The sequence below is a fragment of the Pseudomonas sp. R151218B TE3479 genome, assembly GCF_053629195.1.
Map to the genome: position 1 here is coordinate 2,904,868 of NZ_JBRJHV010000001.1, position 15,130 is coordinate 2,919,997.

Here is a 15,130-nt window from a genome sequence, read left to right on the forward strand (position 1 = left end):
GCGATCGGTTTATTCGGGACAATCAGGCCTTTGTCACAGGGAGTCGGGAATGGCTGTGCGCTGGGATATTTTTTGCACCGTCGTCGATAACTATGGCGACATTGGTGTCACTTGGCGCCTGGCTCGGCAATTGGTGGCCGAGCGCCAATGCGCGGTGCGCCTGTGGGTCGACGACCTGCGAGCCTTCGAACGGCTGTGTCCGCAAATCGATATCACCCTGTCCGAGCAATGGCAGCAAGGCGTGCAAGTGTGCCACTGGCCTGCGCACTGGCAGCCCACCGAGGCCGCCGAGGTGGTGATCGCCGCGTTTGCCTGCCAGTTGCCGAGTGCCTACATGGAGGCGATGGCCGAGCGCCAGGCGACGCCCTTGTGGATGAACCTCGATTACTTGAGCGCCGAGGACTGGGTGATCGGTTGCCATGGCTTACCGTCAGTCAAATACAAACACGTGCAGAAATATTTCTTTTTCCCAGGCTTTCGGGAAGGAACGGGTGGCTTGCTGCGTGAGGCCGGTCTGCTGGAGCGCCGTCGGCAATTCCAGCTGGATGCCGAAGCGCAACGCAGTTTCCTGCAGGGATTGGGCGTCGAGCGGGCGCCGCAAGCCTGTCTGATCTCGCTGTTTGCCTACGAGAACGCCGGGCTGGCGAGCTGGTTTGACGCTATGGCAGCCGATACCCAGGCATTTCATGTGCTGGTTCCCGAAGGGCGAGTGCTGGGCGACGTCGAGCGTTGGCTCGGTGTCGAAGGCCTGAAGGTCGGTGCGCTGCATCGCCGCGGCGCACTGACGGTGCAGGTGCTGCCATTCGTTCGCCAGGATCAGTACGACCAGTTGCTGTGGTGCTGTGATTTCAACGCCGTGCGTGGCGAAGACTCCTTCGTGCGCGCGCAATGGGCCGGTCGGCCGCTGCTCTGGCATATCTACCAGCAGGAAGAAGACGTCCACCTGGAAAAACTCGAGGCGTTTCTCAGGCTCTACAATCAGGGGCTTTCACCGGCCGCGCAAAAAGCGACCAGTGGTCTCTGGCGGGCCTGGAATGCCGGCCAGGACATGGCCGAGCATTGGAAAACCAGCCGCGAACAGCACCGGGAACTGGCCGAACATGCCCAGGCGTGGTGTCTGGAACAGGCCTCGCGACCCGATCTTGCCGCAGCGCTGGTGAAGTTTTATGTAAATTGGATATGATACGCGGCCTAGATTTTTGTAAATCCCATCCAAATTCGGATATTCGCAATGAAAACTGGTAAAGAACTGAAACCCGGGACCGTGATCCGTCTCGAAAACGATCCTTGGCTGGTTCAGAAAGCTGAGTTCACCAAGTCGGGTCGTAACAGCGCGATCATGAAGACCAAGCTGAAGAACCTGCTGACCGGTTACAAGACCGAGATCGTCTACAGCGCCGACGACAAACTGGACGACGTGATCCTCGACCGCAAAGAAGCGACCCTGTCCTTCATCAGCGGTGACACCTACACGTTCATGGACACCACTGACTACACCATGTACGAGCTGAACGCCGAAGACATCGAAAGCGTTCTGCCATTCATCGAAGAAGGCATGACCGACGTCTGCGAAGCCGTGTTCTTCGAAGAGCGCCTGGTTTCCGTAGAACTGCCGACCACCATCGTGCGTCAGGTTGACTACACCGAAGGTTCCGCTCGCGGTGACACTTCCGGCAAGGTCATGAAGCCTGCCAAACTGAAGAACGGTACCGAACTGTCGGTCGCTGACTTCATCGAAATCGGCGACATGATCGAGATCGATACCCGCGAAGGCGGTTCCTACAAAGGTCGCGCCAAGTAAGCGAAGCCTTTTGTATGAAAAAGCCCGACCATTGAGTCGGGCTTTTTTATTTCAGGACTGAATACCAGATCCCTTGTGGTTCCATCATCACTTGAGGTGCTGCTTGAGCTCTTCGGACACCTGCAACATCGCCGAACGCACCGCTGGCACCTGGCTGACCACGTTGAGCAAGCCATAGTCGTGGATCATGCCGTTGTAGCGCACGGCCGTGACAGGCACACCGGCCGCGTCCAATTTGCGGGCATAGGCTTCGCCTTCATCGCGCAAGACATCGGCCTCGGCGGTCTGCACCAGCGCTGGCGGCAGGCCCTTGAGTTGTGCGGTGCTGGCCCGCAGCGGCGAGGCATAGATCTCGCCGCGTTGCCCGGCATCGGTGGTGTAGTTGTCCCAGAACCACTTCATCATGTTTTTACTGAGGAAGTGCCCTTCGGCGAACTGGTTGTAGGACGCCGTCTCGAAGCTGGCATCGGTCACCGGCCACAGCAATGCCTGGAAACGGATCGCCGGCGTACCTTTGTCCTTCGCCATCAAGGCCACGACCGCCGCCATGTTGCCGCCGACGCTGTTGCCCACCACGGCCAGGCGCTTGCCGTCGACGTTGATTTGCTTGCCGTGTTCGGCCACCCACTTCGTCGCGGCGTAAGCCTGGTTGATCGCCACCGGGTAATGTGCCTCGGGTGAGGGCGTGTAGTTGACGAACACCGCGACGGCACCGGACCCCGCCACCAGATCCCGGACCAGTCGTTCGTGGGTCGGGAAGTCGCCCAGTACCCAGCCACCGCCGTGGAAGAACATGAACACCGGCAACTCACCCTTGACCCCGGCGGGGCGAACGATGGTCAGGCTGATCGGCTGGCCATCGACCTGGATGGTTTTCTCGCTGACGTCGGCCTTGGGCAAGGTCAACTTTACTCCCGCTTGGGCGCCTACCAGGACGGCGCGGGCGTCCTTGGGCGACAGCTGCTCCAGTGGCTTGCCGGTGCCGGCATTGAGCGCGTCGAGAAACGCCTGGGTGTTGTGTTCGACGATGCCGTCGGCGAAGGCGCTGCTGACGCTGAGGGCGAGAAGGGTGCCGGTCAGGGCTTTGCTGAATGTGTTCATGTGCATCTCCTTAAGTTCGGGGCCAGGGTTGGTGGTCAGACGGTCACGTGCAGACGCACATCCACGTTGCCGCGGGTGGCGTTGGAGTACGGGCAGACGTGGTGAGCCGCTTCCACCAGGCTTTGGGCGTCGGCCTGGTCCAGGCCTGGCAGGCTGATGTGCAGGTCGATGTCGAGGCCGAAACCACCGGGGATCTGGCCGATGCCGACGTGGGCGGTAATCGAGGCGTCGTCCGGGATCTTGCGTTTGCTTTGGCTGGCCACGAATTTCAGGGCGCCGATGAAGCAGGCCGAATAGCCAGCGGCGAACAATTGCTCAGGGTTGGTCGCCGCACCGCCCGCACCGCCGAGTTCCTTGGGCGTAGCGAGTTTGACGTCGAGGATGTTGTCACTGGAAATCGCACGACCGTCACGGCCGCCAGTGGAAGTTGCGATTGCGGTGTAGAGCGTTTGCATGATGGGAGCCTCGCTTCTGGGTTGATTTTGTTGCGCTAAATGTTTGCGCGCCAAGTAGGTGTGAAGCGAATGTATAGCGCTAATATTTTGTGCGCAAGATAAATTTTCGAGGTGAGTAAGAAAAAGCAAGCTGAAAAGGCTTGTAACCCCTGATATAGAGCGGTTTCTTGATGTTTAAAATTTTTCAGCTGTGGGCTGGTAGGGAGGCCGCTATCGCGAGCAAGCTCGCTCCCACAGGGAAGTTGTGAGCGTCGCAAATCCAATGTGGGAGCGAGCTTGCTCGCGATAGCGGTGGGTCAGTTGGCAGAGATGCCGGATGTACCGGCGCCTTCGCGAGCAAGCCCGTTTTCGCAGGGGGAGTCAGAGGCTGTCTTGCAAATGCCCGCGTAGCGCTTGCAGGTCAAGCTGCAGCTTCTTCAACTGTTCCAGGGTCTGGCCGCTGGCGGCGAGGATGCATTGGGGGATGTCGAGGGCTTTTTCCCGCAGGGCACGGCCTTGTTCGGTGAGTTCGACAATGACCACACGTTCGTCCTCACGGCTGCGGGTCCGGCTCAACAGGCCTTCGGCCTCCAGGCGCTTGAGCAATGGGGTCAGCGAGCCGGGGTCGGTAAGCAGGCGTGTGCTGATTTCACCGACGGTCAATCCATCCTTTTCCCACAGCACCATCATCGCCAAGTATTGCGGATAGGTCAGGCCCAGGGCCTGTAGCAGCGGCTTGTAGACCTTGGTCATCAACAGCGACGTGGAGTGCAGGGCGAAACAGACCTGGTTGTCGAGCAACAGGGCTTCGCAGGCTTCGGGGGTGTCGCGCAGGGTGTTCATGGCAAAACCTTCAATCAATGATCGTTACGAATCTAGCGGGCGAATCTTTAATGCGCCAGATAATTCTGACATTTCGGATAGATGTTACGTTTCCCCGCTGGCGCCGACTGCGTAGGATAGGCGCCTGAGGAAAAGGGGAGTCTTCTGTGTTCGAATTTGCACTGTTCTTGGTGTTTGGTGCCGTGTTGGGCACCTTGGGGGGATTGTTCGGGATCGGTGGCGGCCTGATTGCCATTCCGGTGCTGGGTGTCTGGTTCGGCCTCGACCAGCAAATGGCCCAAGGGACGGCGCTGGTCATGGTGGTGCCCAATGTAATGCTGGCGTTGTGGCGCTACCACCAGCGCAATCGCATCGAATTGCGCCATGTCCTGCCGTTGGCTTCCATGGGGTTCTGCTTTGCCTGGCTTGGCTCGATCTGGGCCGTGGGAATCGATGCCGATAGCATGCGGATCGGCTTCGTGGCGTTCCTGATCGCGCTGACGCTCTACAACCTGGTCCGCATGTTCGCCGCCACCGCTCCTGCTTCGGCGCAAATGCGGTATGGCTGGCCGTGGCTCGGCGTGCTTGGGGCCGCATCCGGTACCATGGGCGGTCTGTTCGGTGTCGGTGGGGCCGTTGTCGCCACCCCGATCCTGACCAGCATTTTTGGCACCAGCCAGGTGGTTGCCCAAGGCTTGTCCCTGGCGCTGGCCTTGCCCAGTACCGGCGTGACCCTCGCCACGTACGCGTTTCACCACGAAGTGAACTGGAGCATCGGCCTGCCGCTGGCCGTCGGTGGCCTGCTGAGCATCAGTTGGGGGGTGAAAGTCGCCCACGCCTTGCCGGAGCGGCTGCTGCGCGGGCTGTTCTGCGGTTTCCTGGTGCTGTGCGCGGTGTTGCTCGCCTTTAAAGTTTGAAACCTTCGACGATGTGTTCGGCCAGGCACTCGGTGATCGGCGACGGGTTATGCAGGTTGCGGATCAGCATGATGCTGGCCTCGGGCAGTTCCGGCAGGTCTTCGGCCTCGCCCAGTACGCGCATGTCCGGGGTCAGCAGGCTTTCCAGTTGCGCCGTGATTGCCAGGCCGGCGCCCACCACCGCCATGAGCGCCGACAGGCTCGAGCTGTTGTACGCCACGCGATAATCGCGGCCCATGGCATCCAGCGCATTGCAGGCCCATTGCCGGCAGAAACAATCGCTGTTGAACATTGCCAGCGGCAGCGGCGTTTGTTCATGGACGTTGAAGCAGGCGGCTTCGGCCCAGACAAAACGCTCCTTGCGCAGCAATTGGCCGATTTCGTCCCCCGGTTTACGGGTGACGATGGACAGGTCCAGGTCCTGGCGCAGTAGCAACTGCTTTGACGACTCGCAATGCACTTCGATTTCGATCAGCGGATAGAACTGGGCGAAGCGTTGCAGGATGCCCGGCAGGAAACGCATCACGTAATCGTCCGGCGTGCCGATGCGCACCGTGCCGACCATGTGCGGTTCGCGCAGGGTATTGAACACCTCACTGTGCAGCTTGAGGATCCGCCGGGCGTAACCCAGCAGCACCTGGCCTTCGGCGGTGAGCTTGACCTGGCGCCCGTCACGCTCGAACAACCGTCGCTGCAAGACGTCTTCCTCCAGCCGCTTCATTTGCATGCTGACGGCAGACTGAGTGCGATTGACCAATTCCCCGGCCCGAGTGAAACCGCCCTGGTCGGCGATGGCGACAAAGGTACGCAGCACTTCCGTATCGATGCTCGGGTAACTCGACAATTGATCAATCTCCGAGATGTATTGCATAAGAAACATTCGTTGGATTGATCTTAGCGTTAGCGCGAGACTTGAGCCATCCCCAACGGAGGACATCACGATGAAAGGTCAAAAAGGTTATCTGCTGATAGACAAACTCTCCCACGGCTTTTCGGTCAGCGCCTTGCTGCACAAGTTTAGCCGCTGGTACGAATTGCACCACGAGCGCGAACTGCTGGCCGGGATGAGCGACGAGGCGCTCAAGGACATCGGCGTGAGTCGTGCCGACGTGGAGAAGGAAGTGGTTCGGCCATTCTGGGATGACCCCATGCACAAATGAGCCATCCTTCCCTACACAAACCCCTTATTGGTGAGGTAGGTTGCGAGCAGACAAGGAGATCTCCATGCCCGCGACTGTGTCCTTTACCCTCAAACAGGCCCGGCGTCTGGCGTTGGCCGCCCAAGGATTCGATGGGCGTTCATCGCCAGCTTCGGTGCAACCCGCGCGCCTCAACCGTCTGATCGAACGCCTCGGCGTCTTGCAGATCGACTCCGTCAATGCGCTGGTGCGCTCGCATTACCTCCCGTTGTTCTCCCGCCTCGGTCACTACCCACGCGATTTGCTCGATCAAGCTGCCTGGAGCCTGGGCCGACGCCGCACGTTGTTCGAATATTGGGGCCATGAAGCATCGCTGCTGCCGATGTCCATGTATCCATTGTTGCGCTGGCGCATGGATCGGGCGGCGCGTGGCGAGGGCATCTACCAGCAATTGGCGCGTTTCGGTCATGAACGCCAGGATGTCATCCGTCGAGTCCTGACGTCGGTCCAGGAGCAGGGCGCCCTGGGCGCCGGCAGCTTGTCCACGCGCCAGGAGAAGGCCGGCCCCTGGTGGGACTGGAGTGCAGAGAAACATGCGCTGGAATGGCTATTCGCGGCGGGCGAAGTCACGGTGGCGGGGCGGCGAGGGTTCGAGCGGCTCTACGACTTGCCGGAGCGGGTACTGCCGGCTTCGATCCTGCAGCAACCGTTGCCGGACGAAGCCCAGGCCCAACGCGCCTTGCTGGTACATGCCGCCAACGCCCTGGGTGTCGCGAACGAGAAAGACCTGCGCGACTACTTTCGCCTCGATCCGACCGACAGCCGCGAACGGCTGGCCGAGCTGGAGGAGGCCGGGGAGCTGCTGCGTTGCCAGGTGCAGGGCTGGAAGCAACCGGCGTGGTGCCGACCCACGGCGAAAATCCCTCGCAAGGTCGCCGCCAGTGCCTTGTTGTCGCCGTTCGATTCGCTGGTCTGGGAGCGTGGTCGTACCGAGCGACTGTTCGATTTCCGCTATCGGTTGGAGATCTACACCCCTGTCCACAAGCGGATGTACGGCTATTACGTATTGCCTTTCTTGCACAATGAACGCATCGCAGCTCGAGTGGACCTGCGGGCGGAGCGGGCCCTGGGGCGGTTGGCGGTGCATGCGGTGCACGAGGAAGAGCCGGGGCTGGACGAGGAGGGGCTGCAGGCCTTGGCGGTGAACCTGCGGCGCATGGCCCAGTGGTTGGGGTTGGAGCGGGTCCAGCTTAACTGTCAGCGGGTGGGTGGGGTTCGGTTGGCGGTGGCATTGGCTCAGCCCGGTGGTGACTGAGCGGGCCCTATCGCGAGCAAGCTCGCTCCCACATTGGGTCCGCTGTGAACACAAAACCTGTGGTCACCCGGGACCTCTTGTGGGAGCGAGCTTGCTCGCGATAGCAGTCTAACCGGCGAAGAAGAACCTACCGCCGAACCTGCTTCAATGTCTCGGCAATCAAAAACGCCAGCTCCAGCGATTGATCGGCATTCATCCGCGGATCGCAATGGGTGTGGTAGCGGTCCGAGAGCCCGTCCTCGGTAATCGGTCGTGCACCGCCAATACATTCGGTGACGTTTTGCCCGGTCATTTCGATGTGAATCCCGCCGGCATAGGTGCCTTCGGCTTCGTGGACCTGGAAGAACTGCTTCACTTCGCCGAGGATCTGCGCGAAGTCCCGGGTCTTGTAGCCGCTGCTGGCCTTGATGGTGTTGCCGTGCATCGGGTCGGAGCTCCACAGCACCTGCTTGCCTTCACGTTGTACGGCGCGCAACAGCGGCGGCAAGTGTTCGCCGACCTTGTTGGCGCCCATCCGGGCGATCAGGTTCAGCCGGCCGGGGTCGTTGTCCGGGTTGAGCACGTCGATCAGGCGGATCAGGTCGTCCGGGTCTATGCTCGGGCCGACCTTGACTCCGATCGGGTTGTTCACCCCACGCAGGAACTCGACATGGGCACCGTCCAACTGACGGGTGCGGTCGCCGATCCAGAGCATGTGGGCCGAGCAGTCGTAATAGTCGTTGGTCAGGCTGTCACGGCGCACGAAGGCTTCTTCGTAATTGAGCAGCAGCGCTTCGTGGGCGGTGAAAAAACTGGTTTCGCGCAGTTGCGGCGAGCTGTCCATGCCGCAGGCGCGCATGAATGCCAGGGTTTCGTCGATGCGGTCGGCCAGGTGGCTGTATTTTTCCGCCAGGGCCGAGTTGGCGATGAAGTCCAGGTTCCACTTGTGCACCTGGTGCAGATCGGCGAACCCGCCTTGGGCGAAGGCGCGCAGCAGGTTCAAGGTGGCGGTGGACTGGTGGTAGGACTGCAACAGCCGCTCCGGATCCGGTACGCGGCTTTTTTCGTCGAAACCGATACCGTTGACGATGTCGCCCCGGTACGCCGGCAGGGTCACGCCGTCGATGGTTTCGTCGTTGGCCGAGCGTGGCTTGGCGAACTGTCCGGCCATGCGCCCGACCTTGACCACCGGGCAGCCGGCGGCAAAGGTCATGACGATCGCCATCTGCAAGAGCACCTTGAAGGTGTCGCGGATCTTGGCCGCCGAGAACTCGGCAAAGCTTTCGGCGCAGTCGCCGCCTTGCAGCAGGAACGCCCGGCCCTGGGTGACTTCGGCGAACTGACGGCGCAACTCCCGGGCTTCACCGGCAAACACCAAGGGCGGATAACTGGCCAGGGTCTGCTCCACCTGCAACAGGTGCGCGGCGTCGGGGTAACGGGGTTGCTGCTGGATCGGCAGGGCGCGCCAGCTGTCAGGGCTCCAGGGTTGGCTCATCATGATCTCTAGGTGATTTACGCTCGGACGGCCATGTTATCAGCAAATTAGTACGTGACCTGTTCCGGTTGCTTCGCGGACAATCGCGCCCTTGTCCCGTATCCGCAGGCTCATGCCGGCACGGCAACCATCAGGAGATGAAATGACAGAGGAGCGCGTCGAGCATTTGCTCGCCGAGGTGCACGACGAGTTCGGCATGATTCGCGTATTCGAAGTGGCCGATTACCGGTTTCTGGAGTTTGGCGATGCCATCGAGCAAAGCTGCGTGTTCACAGCCGATCCGAGCTGGCTCGAATATGACTACACCCGCGCCATGCTCATCGGTGCGCTGTGTCACGAGCAGCCGGAAAGCGCGCTGTTCCTGGGGCTGGGTGCCGGTACGCTGACCCAGGCCTGCCTCAAGTTCCTGCCGCTGGAAGACGTCGAGGCCATCGAACTGCGTCCCGACGTGCCGCGCCTGGCCATCGAATACCTGGGGCTGGACGACGATCCGCGACTGTACATCCGCGTTGGCGATGCCTTGCAATTGCTTGAAACGGCGGAGCCGGCGGACCTGATTTTCGTCGACCTCTATACCGATGTCGGCCCAGGCGTCGGGCACCTGGCCTGGGGGTTCCTGGAAAACTGCCAGAAGCGCCTCAACCCGGGCGGCTGGCTGGTGATCAACCAATGGGCCACCGACGACGGCAAGCCATTGGGCGCGGCGCTCTTGCGCGGTTTGTACCACCGGCATTATTGGGAGCTGCCGGTGAAGGAGGGCAATGTGATCCTGATTGTGCCGGCGGACCTCGATCAGGACCTGGACATGCAAGGTCTGGTCGCCCGGGCCGAAGGGCTGGCGCCGCGGCTGGGCTATTCGTTGCAGTCGTTGATCAAGGCCATTCGCCCGGCGACATGACACAAACCCAGAGCACGACGAAGATCCTGTGGCGAGGGGATTTATCCCCGCTGGGGCGCGCAGCGGCCCTATCGAGGTTGAGTCATTCGCAAATGTCTCAGATAAGTCGGGGGGCCGCTTCGCAGCCCAGCGGGGATAAATCCCCTCGCCACAATGAAGTTTGTGTCGTCGGGAGGTGAACCGTTTTAGCTGGCTGCCCCAAGGCCTTGTGACAGCGAGCCCCATAACGGGGTTTGGCAATAAAAAAAGCTCCCTTTTCGGGCGAATTCCGGTATAGTGCGCGCCGGCCTTTAGCCGGGCCGCGTCAAGGTAGCGCAATTCTCCGAAGTCAGCTTCGGTTGCATGTCCGCACAACGGATGCTTCCACGACGTTCTTTTTCCATTCATTCGTTTTCGCAAATCCCCGCCGACAAAGCAGCCAGGGCGACTCTTGAGTCTCAACACGGCATGCGCAGCTTTGGAGCATGGGTCTTTGCGGATGCACTTAGAGGCAGACCCATGACCCAGGAAACCGGCGGCTTCGCCGCTTTTAATCTCAACCCGAACATTCTTGCTGCCGTCACCGCGACCGGCTACGAAGAACCTTCGGCGATTCAGCAGCAATCGATCCCGATCATCATGGCCGGCCACGACATGATCGGCCAGGCGCAAACCGGTACGGGTAAGACCGCTGCGTTCGCCCTGCCGATCCTGCATCGCATCGATCCTGCCAAGCGCGAACCGCAAGCCCTGATCCTGGCGCCAACCCGTGAGTTGGCGCTGCAAGTAGCCACCGCTTTCGAAACCTACTCCAAGCAAATGCCTGGCGTTACCGTTGTGGCCGTTTACGGCGGCGCCCCGATGGGCCCACAACTGAAAGCTATCCGTAATGGCGCGCAGATCGTTGTCGCCACTCCGGGCCGTCTGTGCGACCACCTGCGTCGTGACGAAAAAGTCCTGGCTACCGTGAACCACCTGGTTCTCGACGAAGCCGACGAGATGCTCAAGCTGGGCTTCATGGATGACCTGGAAGTCATCTTCAAGGCTCTGCCAGAGACCCGCCAGACTGTATTGTTCTCGGCCACCCTGCCGCAATCGATCCGTGCCATTGCCGAGCGCCACCTGCGCGATCCGCAACACGTGAAGATCCAGACCAAGACTCAGACCGTCACCGCGATCGAACAAGCTCACCTGCTGGTTCACGCCGACCAGAAGACTTCCGCCGTTCTCAGCTTGCTGGAAGTGGAAGACTTCGATGCCCTGATCATGTTCGTGCGCACCAAGCAAGCGACCCTGGACCTGGCCAGCGCTCTGGAAGCCAAGGGCTACAAAGCCGCCGCGCTGAACGGTGACATTGCCCAGAACCAGCGTGAGCGCGTGATCGACTCCCTCAAGGATGGCCGCCTGGACATCGTTGTGGCGACCGACGTCGCTGCCCGTGGCCTGGATGTTCCGCGCATCACCCACGTGTTCAACGTGGACATGCCGTACGATCCGGAATCCTACGTTCACCGTATCGGCCGTACCGGCCGTGCCGGTCGCGAAGGCCGCGCGCTGCTGCTGGTTACTCCTCGTGAGCGCCGCATGCTGCAAGTGATCGAGCGTGTGACTGGCCAGAAGGTGGCTGAAGTTCGCCTGCCGGACGCCCAGGCCGTTCTCGATGCCCGCATCAAGAAACTGACCAACAGCCTGTCGCCCCTGGTGGCTGACGCCGAATCGACCCACGGTGATCTGCTCGATCGCCTGACTGCCGACATCGGTTGCACCCCGCGTGCCCTGGCCGCTGCTCTGCTGCGCAAGGCCACCAATGGCCAGGCGCTGACCCTGGCTGCAATCGAGAAGGAACGTCCCCTGGTGCCGAACAGCGCACCGCGTGGCGATCGTCCCGAGCGTACCGGTGATCGTCCAGACCGTGGTGATCGCGAGCGTCGTGCACCGATCCCGCTGGCCGAAGGTCGTGCGCGCTGCCGTACTGCGCTGGGTGCCCGTGACGGCATCGCCGCCAAGAACCTGCTGGGTGCCATCCTCAACGAAGGCGGCCTGGCCCGCGAAGCGATCGGCCGCATCCAGGTGCGTGACAGCTTCAGCCTGGTCGAGCTGCCGGAAGATGGTCTGGAGAAGTTGCTGACCAAGCTGAAAGACACCCGCGTCGCTGGCAAGCAGCTCAAGCTGCGTCGCTATCGCGAGGATTGATCGGCGCTTGGGCTGATTGATCTAACATGAAAAATCCCCGACTGGTTCGGGGATTTTTTTTGCCTGTTGTTTGGTGTGCTTTCAGGGTGGAGGCCAATCGCGAGCGAGTTCGCTCCCACACTGGACTTGCGGTGCTCACAAAACCCTGTGGGAGCGAGCTTGCTCGCGATTGAAGCGACGCGGTCCATCGGTCAATCGAACCGATAAATGTCCATCCCCAGCGTCCCCATCGTGAATCCCGCATGGGCAACACTGAATGTCCCACCGGCACCCCGGGCAAAATACAGCGGCAACAGGTGCTCATCGCTGGGGTGGCTGCGCACGGCGTTGGGTGCCTGGCGACGGTAATCGTGCAGCGCGGGCTCGTCGTCGGCCGCCAGATGCTCGACCATCCAATCGCGAAAGGCCTTGGCCCAGGGTTCGATGCTTTCAGGGCCGGCGTTCCAGTCCAGGTCGCGCAGGTTATGGGTGATGCTGCCGGAGCCGATCAGCAAGATGCCCTCTTGGCGCAGGCTCGCCAGGGCCTGGCCGACCTGTGTCTGCAACACCGGTCCCTGATGGCTGGGCAGGGAAACCTGCACCACCGGAATGTCGGCCTCGGGGTACATCAACGACAATGGCACCCAGACGCCATGGTCGAACGGCCGTTGAGGGTCGAGGCGGGCCGGCAGGTGCGCGGCGTTGAGCATGTCCGCTACTTGCTTCGCCAGTCGCGGATCGCCAGGTGCGGGGTACTGCACCTCGTACAGCGCCGGTGGAAAGCCGCCGAAGTCGTGCCACGTGCGCGGCTGCGGATTGGCGCTGACCAGCAGTTCGTTGCTTTCCCAGTGGGCGGACACGATGACGATGGCCTTGGGCTTGGGCAACTGACCGGCCAGGCGAGCCAGTGCCGGGCCGCTGGCACCGGGTTCCAGGGCGAGCATCGGTGAGCCATGGGAGATAAACAGGCTGGGCAGCATGAACGGACTCCTGAGCGTTAAGATGGCTCATCTTCCGTCAGGTCTATGATCTAAATCTAATATAAGTTTTAGCCTGTTTTGATCGAATTTTTGGAGCGAATCATGGAGCCCGAGTTTTGGCACAAGCGCTGGTCATCGAACCAGATCGGTTTTCATTTGCCGGAGGTGAACCCCTACCTGCAGCATTTCTGGCCGCAACTGGGGTTGGAGCAGGGCAGTCGGGTACTGGTGCCGTTGTGCGGAAAAAGCCTGGATCTGCTGTGGCTTGCCCATCAGGGGTATTCGGTGCTGGGCGTGGAATTGTCGGAAAAAGCCACAATCGATTTTTTCCTTGAGCATCAGCTTGAGCCGAGTGTGAGCGAGGAGGGCGTATTCAAGGTCTTTCGTGCGGCTGATATCGAGATTCGCTGCGGTGATTTCTTTGCCCTGGATCGGGAGGATGTGGCCGATTGCACGGCGTTGTACGACCGCGCGGCGCTGATCGCTTTGCCGGCGCCGATGCGGGAACGGTACGCGGCTCATCTGCAGAGGATCTTGCCCAACGGCGTCGGGTTGTTGATTACCCTGGATTACAACCAGGATGAAATGCCTGGTCCGCCTTTCTCCGTGGGAAATGATGAGGTGCAGCGGCTACTGGGGGATGTCTGGCGGCTGGAGGTCTTGCAGGAGCAGGACGTGTTGGGTGAAAGCTGGAAGTTCTTGCAGGCTGGGGTGACGCGGTTGGATGAGCGGGTGTATCGGATTTCCAGTCGTTGATGCTGTGCGTCTATGCCGGCGCCATCGCGAGCAAGCTCGCTCCCACAGTTGATCGGCAGTGAATAAAGAGTTTGCGTCCACCGAAGGTTCCTGTGGGAGCGAGCTGGCTCGCGATGACGCCAGACCTGACAGCGCATAAACCTGCAGATAAAAAAAGCCCGCATCTCTGCGGGCTTTTCTTGACGCTCGAACCTGTCAGCCGCGACGACGCAGTGCGTCGATACGCTCTTCCAGCGGCGGATGGCTCATGAACATGCGTGCCAGGCCCTGCTTGATGCCGCCGTTGATGCCAAAGGCATTCAGGGTATCGGGCATGTGCACCGGCAGGCCTTGCTCGGCGCGCAGGCGTTGCAGGGCGCCGATCATGGCGCTGGTGCCGGCCAGGCGTGCACCGGCGTCGTCGGCGCGGAACTCGCGTTTGCGCGAGAACCACATGACGATGGCGCTGGCGAGGATGCCCAGTACCAGTTCGGCGAAGATCGTCGCCACGTAGTAGGCGATACCCTGGCCTTCTTCGTTCTTGAAGATCACCTTGTCGACGAAATTACCGATGATCCGGGCGAAGAACATCACGAAGGTGTTCACCACGCCCTGGATCAACGCCAGGGTCACCATGTCGCCGTTGGCAACGTGGCCGATCTCGTGGGCCAGCACGGCCTTGACTTCATCGGGCGAGAACCGCTCGAGCAAGCCCTGGCTGACGGCGACCAGGGCGTCGTTCTTGTTCCAGCCGGTGGCAAAGGCGTTGGCCTCGTAGGCTGGGAAGATACCGACTTCCGGCATCTTGATACCGGCTTCGCGGGACAACTGCTCGACGGTCTGCAGCAGCCATTGTTCGTGACGCGTGCGCGGCTGGCTGATGATCTGGGTGCCGGTGCTCATCTTCGCCATCCACTTGGAGATGAACAGCGAGAACAGGGAACCGGCGAAACCGAACACCGCACAGAAGATCAGCAGCTGATTGAGGTTGAGGTCAACCCCATTGGCCGCCATGAACCCGTTGAAGCCAAAGAGGCTCAGGGTGATGCTGGCAATCAGCACGACCGCCAGGTTAGTGGCCAAGAACAGCAGGATGCGCATCATGGTTGTGAAAATCTCCTCATGCTAAAGATGTAGCGTTATGCGGGGTATATAAGGTGCTGCCGCAGGCTATTCAACTCGCCGACTATTTCAAACTGTGTCCTACAGGCGTCCTAAATGTTTGAAAGACTTTTCTGAAAGTGACCAGGGAAAAGAAATGCGCTGCTTGCCCCCCGTGAACGTTGAGCCTGGATGCACGTTGACCGTCCAATCCCCAGTGTAGAAGGCCCGACGGAGTCGGCGGAACGGATATGTTGCTGAA

The 15,130-nt window shown here is 60.8% G+C and carries 15 protein-coding genes; 8 read left to right on the forward strand and 7 right to left on the reverse strand.

Going from position 1 to position 15,130, the window contains the following annotated elements:
- Positions 1-49 precede the first annotated feature (49 nt).
- Together earP and AB7M32_RS13020 are read left to right on the forward strand one after the other, a co-directional pair.
- Positions 50-1,183, forward strand: a complete 1,134-nt coding sequence (gene earP, locus AB7M32_RS13015) for an elongation factor P maturation arginine rhamnosyltransferase EarP (RefSeq protein ID WP_454250124.1) — start codon at positions 50-52, stop codon at positions 1,181-1,183.
- Positions 1,184-1,231: 48 nt separating this feature from the next.
- Positions 1,232-1,801, forward strand: coding sequence for an elongation factor P (locus tag AB7M32_RS13020; RefSeq protein WP_003199385.1), 570 nt, complete (start codon positions 1,232-1,234; stop codon positions 1,799-1,801).
- A gap of 87 nt (positions 1,802-1,888) precedes the next feature.
- Here AB7M32_RS13020 and AB7M32_RS13025 read toward each other — a convergent pair whose 3' ends face one another.
- The 3 genes from AB7M32_RS13025 to AB7M32_RS13035 form a co-directional block, all read right to left on the reverse strand.
- A complete protein-coding gene (locus AB7M32_RS13025) occupies positions 1,889-2,902 on the reverse strand; it encodes an alpha/beta hydrolase (RefSeq protein ID WP_454250125.1) in 1,014 nt (337 codons plus the stop codon).
- Between the two features lie 35 nt (positions 2,903-2,937).
- Positions 2,938-3,357, reverse strand: coding sequence for an organic hydroperoxide resistance protein (locus AB7M32_RS13030; RefSeq protein ID WP_454250126.1), 420 nt, complete (start codon positions 3,355-3,357; stop codon positions 2,938-2,940).
- 360 nt (positions 3,358-3,717) lie between these two features.
- Positions 3,718-4,179, reverse strand: a complete 462-nt coding sequence (locus AB7M32_RS13035; protein WP_053120491.1) for a MarR family winged helix-turn-helix transcriptional regulator — start codon at positions 4,177-4,179, stop codon at positions 3,718-3,720.
- A gap of 146 nt (positions 4,180-4,325) precedes the next feature.
- On the opposite strand from AB7M32_RS13035, the gene AB7M32_RS13040 reads away from it, so the two are divergent.
- Positions 4,326-5,075: a sulfite exporter TauE/SafE family protein gene (locus AB7M32_RS13040; protein ID WP_454250127.1), complete on the forward strand. Its 750-nt coding sequence runs from the start codon at positions 4,326-4,328 to the stop codon at positions 5,073-5,075.
- Here AB7M32_RS13040 and AB7M32_RS13045 read toward each other — a convergent pair.
- The gene (locus AB7M32_RS13045) at positions 5,065-5,919 is read right to left on the reverse strand and encodes a LysR substrate-binding domain-containing protein (protein ID WP_027912697.1); all 855 of its coding nucleotides are present in this window, start codon (positions 5,917-5,919) and stop codon (positions 5,065-5,067) included. The two genes, AB7M32_RS13040 and AB7M32_RS13045, sit on opposite strands and share 11 nt — an antisense overlap.
- 97 nt (positions 5,920-6,016) lie before the next feature.
- Here AB7M32_RS13045 and AB7M32_RS13050 point away from each other — a divergent pair, with 97 nt between their 5' ends.
- Both AB7M32_RS13050 and AB7M32_RS13055 read left to right on the forward strand, forming a co-directional pair.
- Entirely contained in the window at positions 6,017-6,235 is a 219-nt protein-coding gene (locus tag AB7M32_RS13050; RefSeq protein ID WP_454250128.1) for a DUF1127 domain-containing protein, read from the forward strand.
- Between the two features lie 64 nt (positions 6,236-6,299).
- Positions 6,300-7,529, forward strand: a complete 1,230-nt coding sequence (locus tag AB7M32_RS13055; RefSeq protein ID WP_454250129.1) for a winged helix-turn-helix domain-containing protein — start codon at positions 6,300-6,302, stop codon at positions 7,527-7,529.
- 127 nt (positions 7,530-7,656) lie between these two features.
- Here AB7M32_RS13055 and AB7M32_RS13060 read toward each other — a convergent pair whose 3' ends face one another.
- Entirely contained in the window at positions 7,657-9,003 is a 1,347-nt protein-coding gene (locus AB7M32_RS13060) for a class II 3-deoxy-7-phosphoheptulonate synthase (RefSeq protein ID WP_454250130.1), read from the reverse strand.
- A gap of 142 nt (positions 9,004-9,145) precedes the next feature.
- On the opposite strand from AB7M32_RS13060, the gene AB7M32_RS13065 reads away from it, so the two are divergent.
- Both AB7M32_RS13065 and AB7M32_RS13070 read left to right on the forward strand, forming a co-directional pair.
- Positions 9,146-9,901 (forward strand): spermidine synthase, encoded by a 756-nt coding sequence (locus AB7M32_RS13065; protein WP_454250131.1) that lies wholly within the window; start codon positions 9,146-9,148, stop codon positions 9,899-9,901.
- A gap of 498 nt (positions 9,902-10,399) precedes the next feature.
- Entirely contained in the window at positions 10,400-12,073 is a 1,674-nt protein-coding gene (locus tag AB7M32_RS13070; RefSeq protein WP_454250132.1) for a DEAD/DEAH box helicase, read from the forward strand.
- A 191-nt stretch (positions 12,074-12,264) separates the two neighbouring features.
- Here the strand turns inward: AB7M32_RS13070 and AB7M32_RS13075 are convergent, their stop codons facing one another.
- Entirely contained in the window at positions 12,265-13,032 is a 768-nt protein-coding gene (locus AB7M32_RS13075) for a DODA-type extradiol aromatic ring-opening family dioxygenase (protein WP_454250133.1), read from the reverse strand.
- Between the two features lie 102 nt (positions 13,033-13,134).
- Between AB7M32_RS13075 and AB7M32_RS13080 the strand changes: the two genes are divergently transcribed.
- Positions 13,135-13,788, forward strand: coding sequence for a thiopurine S-methyltransferase (locus tag AB7M32_RS13080; RefSeq protein WP_454250134.1), 654 nt, complete (start codon positions 13,135-13,137; stop codon positions 13,786-13,788).
- A 195-nt stretch (positions 13,789-13,983) separates the two neighbouring features.
- On the opposite strand, the gene htpX is transcribed toward AB7M32_RS13080, so the two are convergent.
- A complete protein-coding gene (htpX, locus tag AB7M32_RS13085) occupies positions 13,984-14,871 on the reverse strand; it encodes a protease HtpX (protein ID WP_003183732.1) in 888 nt (295 codons plus the stop codon).
- Between the last annotated feature and the right edge of the window lie 259 nt (positions 14,872-15,130).

Bases quoted from the DNA above. Each gene is read 5' to 3' on its own strand.
- AB7M32_RS13030 (WP_454250126.1), bottom strand. From the start codon at position 3,357: ATGCAAACGCTCTACACCGCAATCGCAACTTCCACTGGCGGCCGTGAC.
- AB7M32_RS13050 (WP_454250128.1), top strand. From the start codon at position 6,017: ATGAAAGGTCAAAAAGGTTATCTGCTGATAGACAAACTCTCCCACGGC.
- htpX (WP_003183732.1), bottom strand. From the start codon at position 14,871: ATGATGCGCATCCTGCTGTTCTTGGCCACTAACCTGGCGGTCGTGCTG.
- AB7M32_RS13025 (WP_454250125.1), bottom strand. From the start codon at position 2,902: ATGAACACATTCAGCAAAGCCCTGACCGGCACCCTTCTCGCCCTCAGC.
- earP (WP_454250124.1), top strand. From the start codon at position 50: ATGGCTGTGCGCTGGGATATTTTTTGCACCGTCGTCGATAACTATGGC.
- AB7M32_RS13065 (WP_454250131.1), top strand. From the start codon at position 9,146: ATGACAGAGGAGCGCGTCGAGCATTTGCTCGCCGAGGTGCACGACGAG.
- AB7M32_RS13060 (WP_454250130.1), bottom strand. From the start codon at position 9,003: ATGAGCCAACCCTGGAGCCCTGACAGCTGGCGCGCCCTGCCGATCCAG.
- AB7M32_RS13080 (WP_454250134.1), top strand. From the start codon at position 13,135: ATGGAGCCCGAGTTTTGGCACAAGCGCTGGTCATCGAACCAGATCGGT.
- AB7M32_RS13075 (WP_454250133.1), bottom strand. From the start codon at position 13,032: ATGCTGCCCAGCCTGTTTATCTCCCATGGCTCACCGATGCTCGCCCTG.
- AB7M32_RS13020 (WP_003199385.1), top strand. From the start codon at position 1,232: ATGAAAACTGGTAAAGAACTGAAACCCGGGACCGTGATCCGTCTCGAA.
- AB7M32_RS13070 (WP_454250132.1), top strand. From the start codon at position 10,400: ATGACCCAGGAAACCGGCGGCTTCGCCGCTTTTAATCTCAACCCGAAC.
- AB7M32_RS13055 (WP_454250129.1), top strand. From the start codon at position 6,300: ATGCCCGCGACTGTGTCCTTTACCCTCAAACAGGCCCGGCGTCTGGCG.
- AB7M32_RS13035 (WP_053120491.1), bottom strand. From the start codon at position 4,179: ATGAACACCCTGCGCGACACCCCCGAAGCCTGCGAAGCCCTGTTGCTC.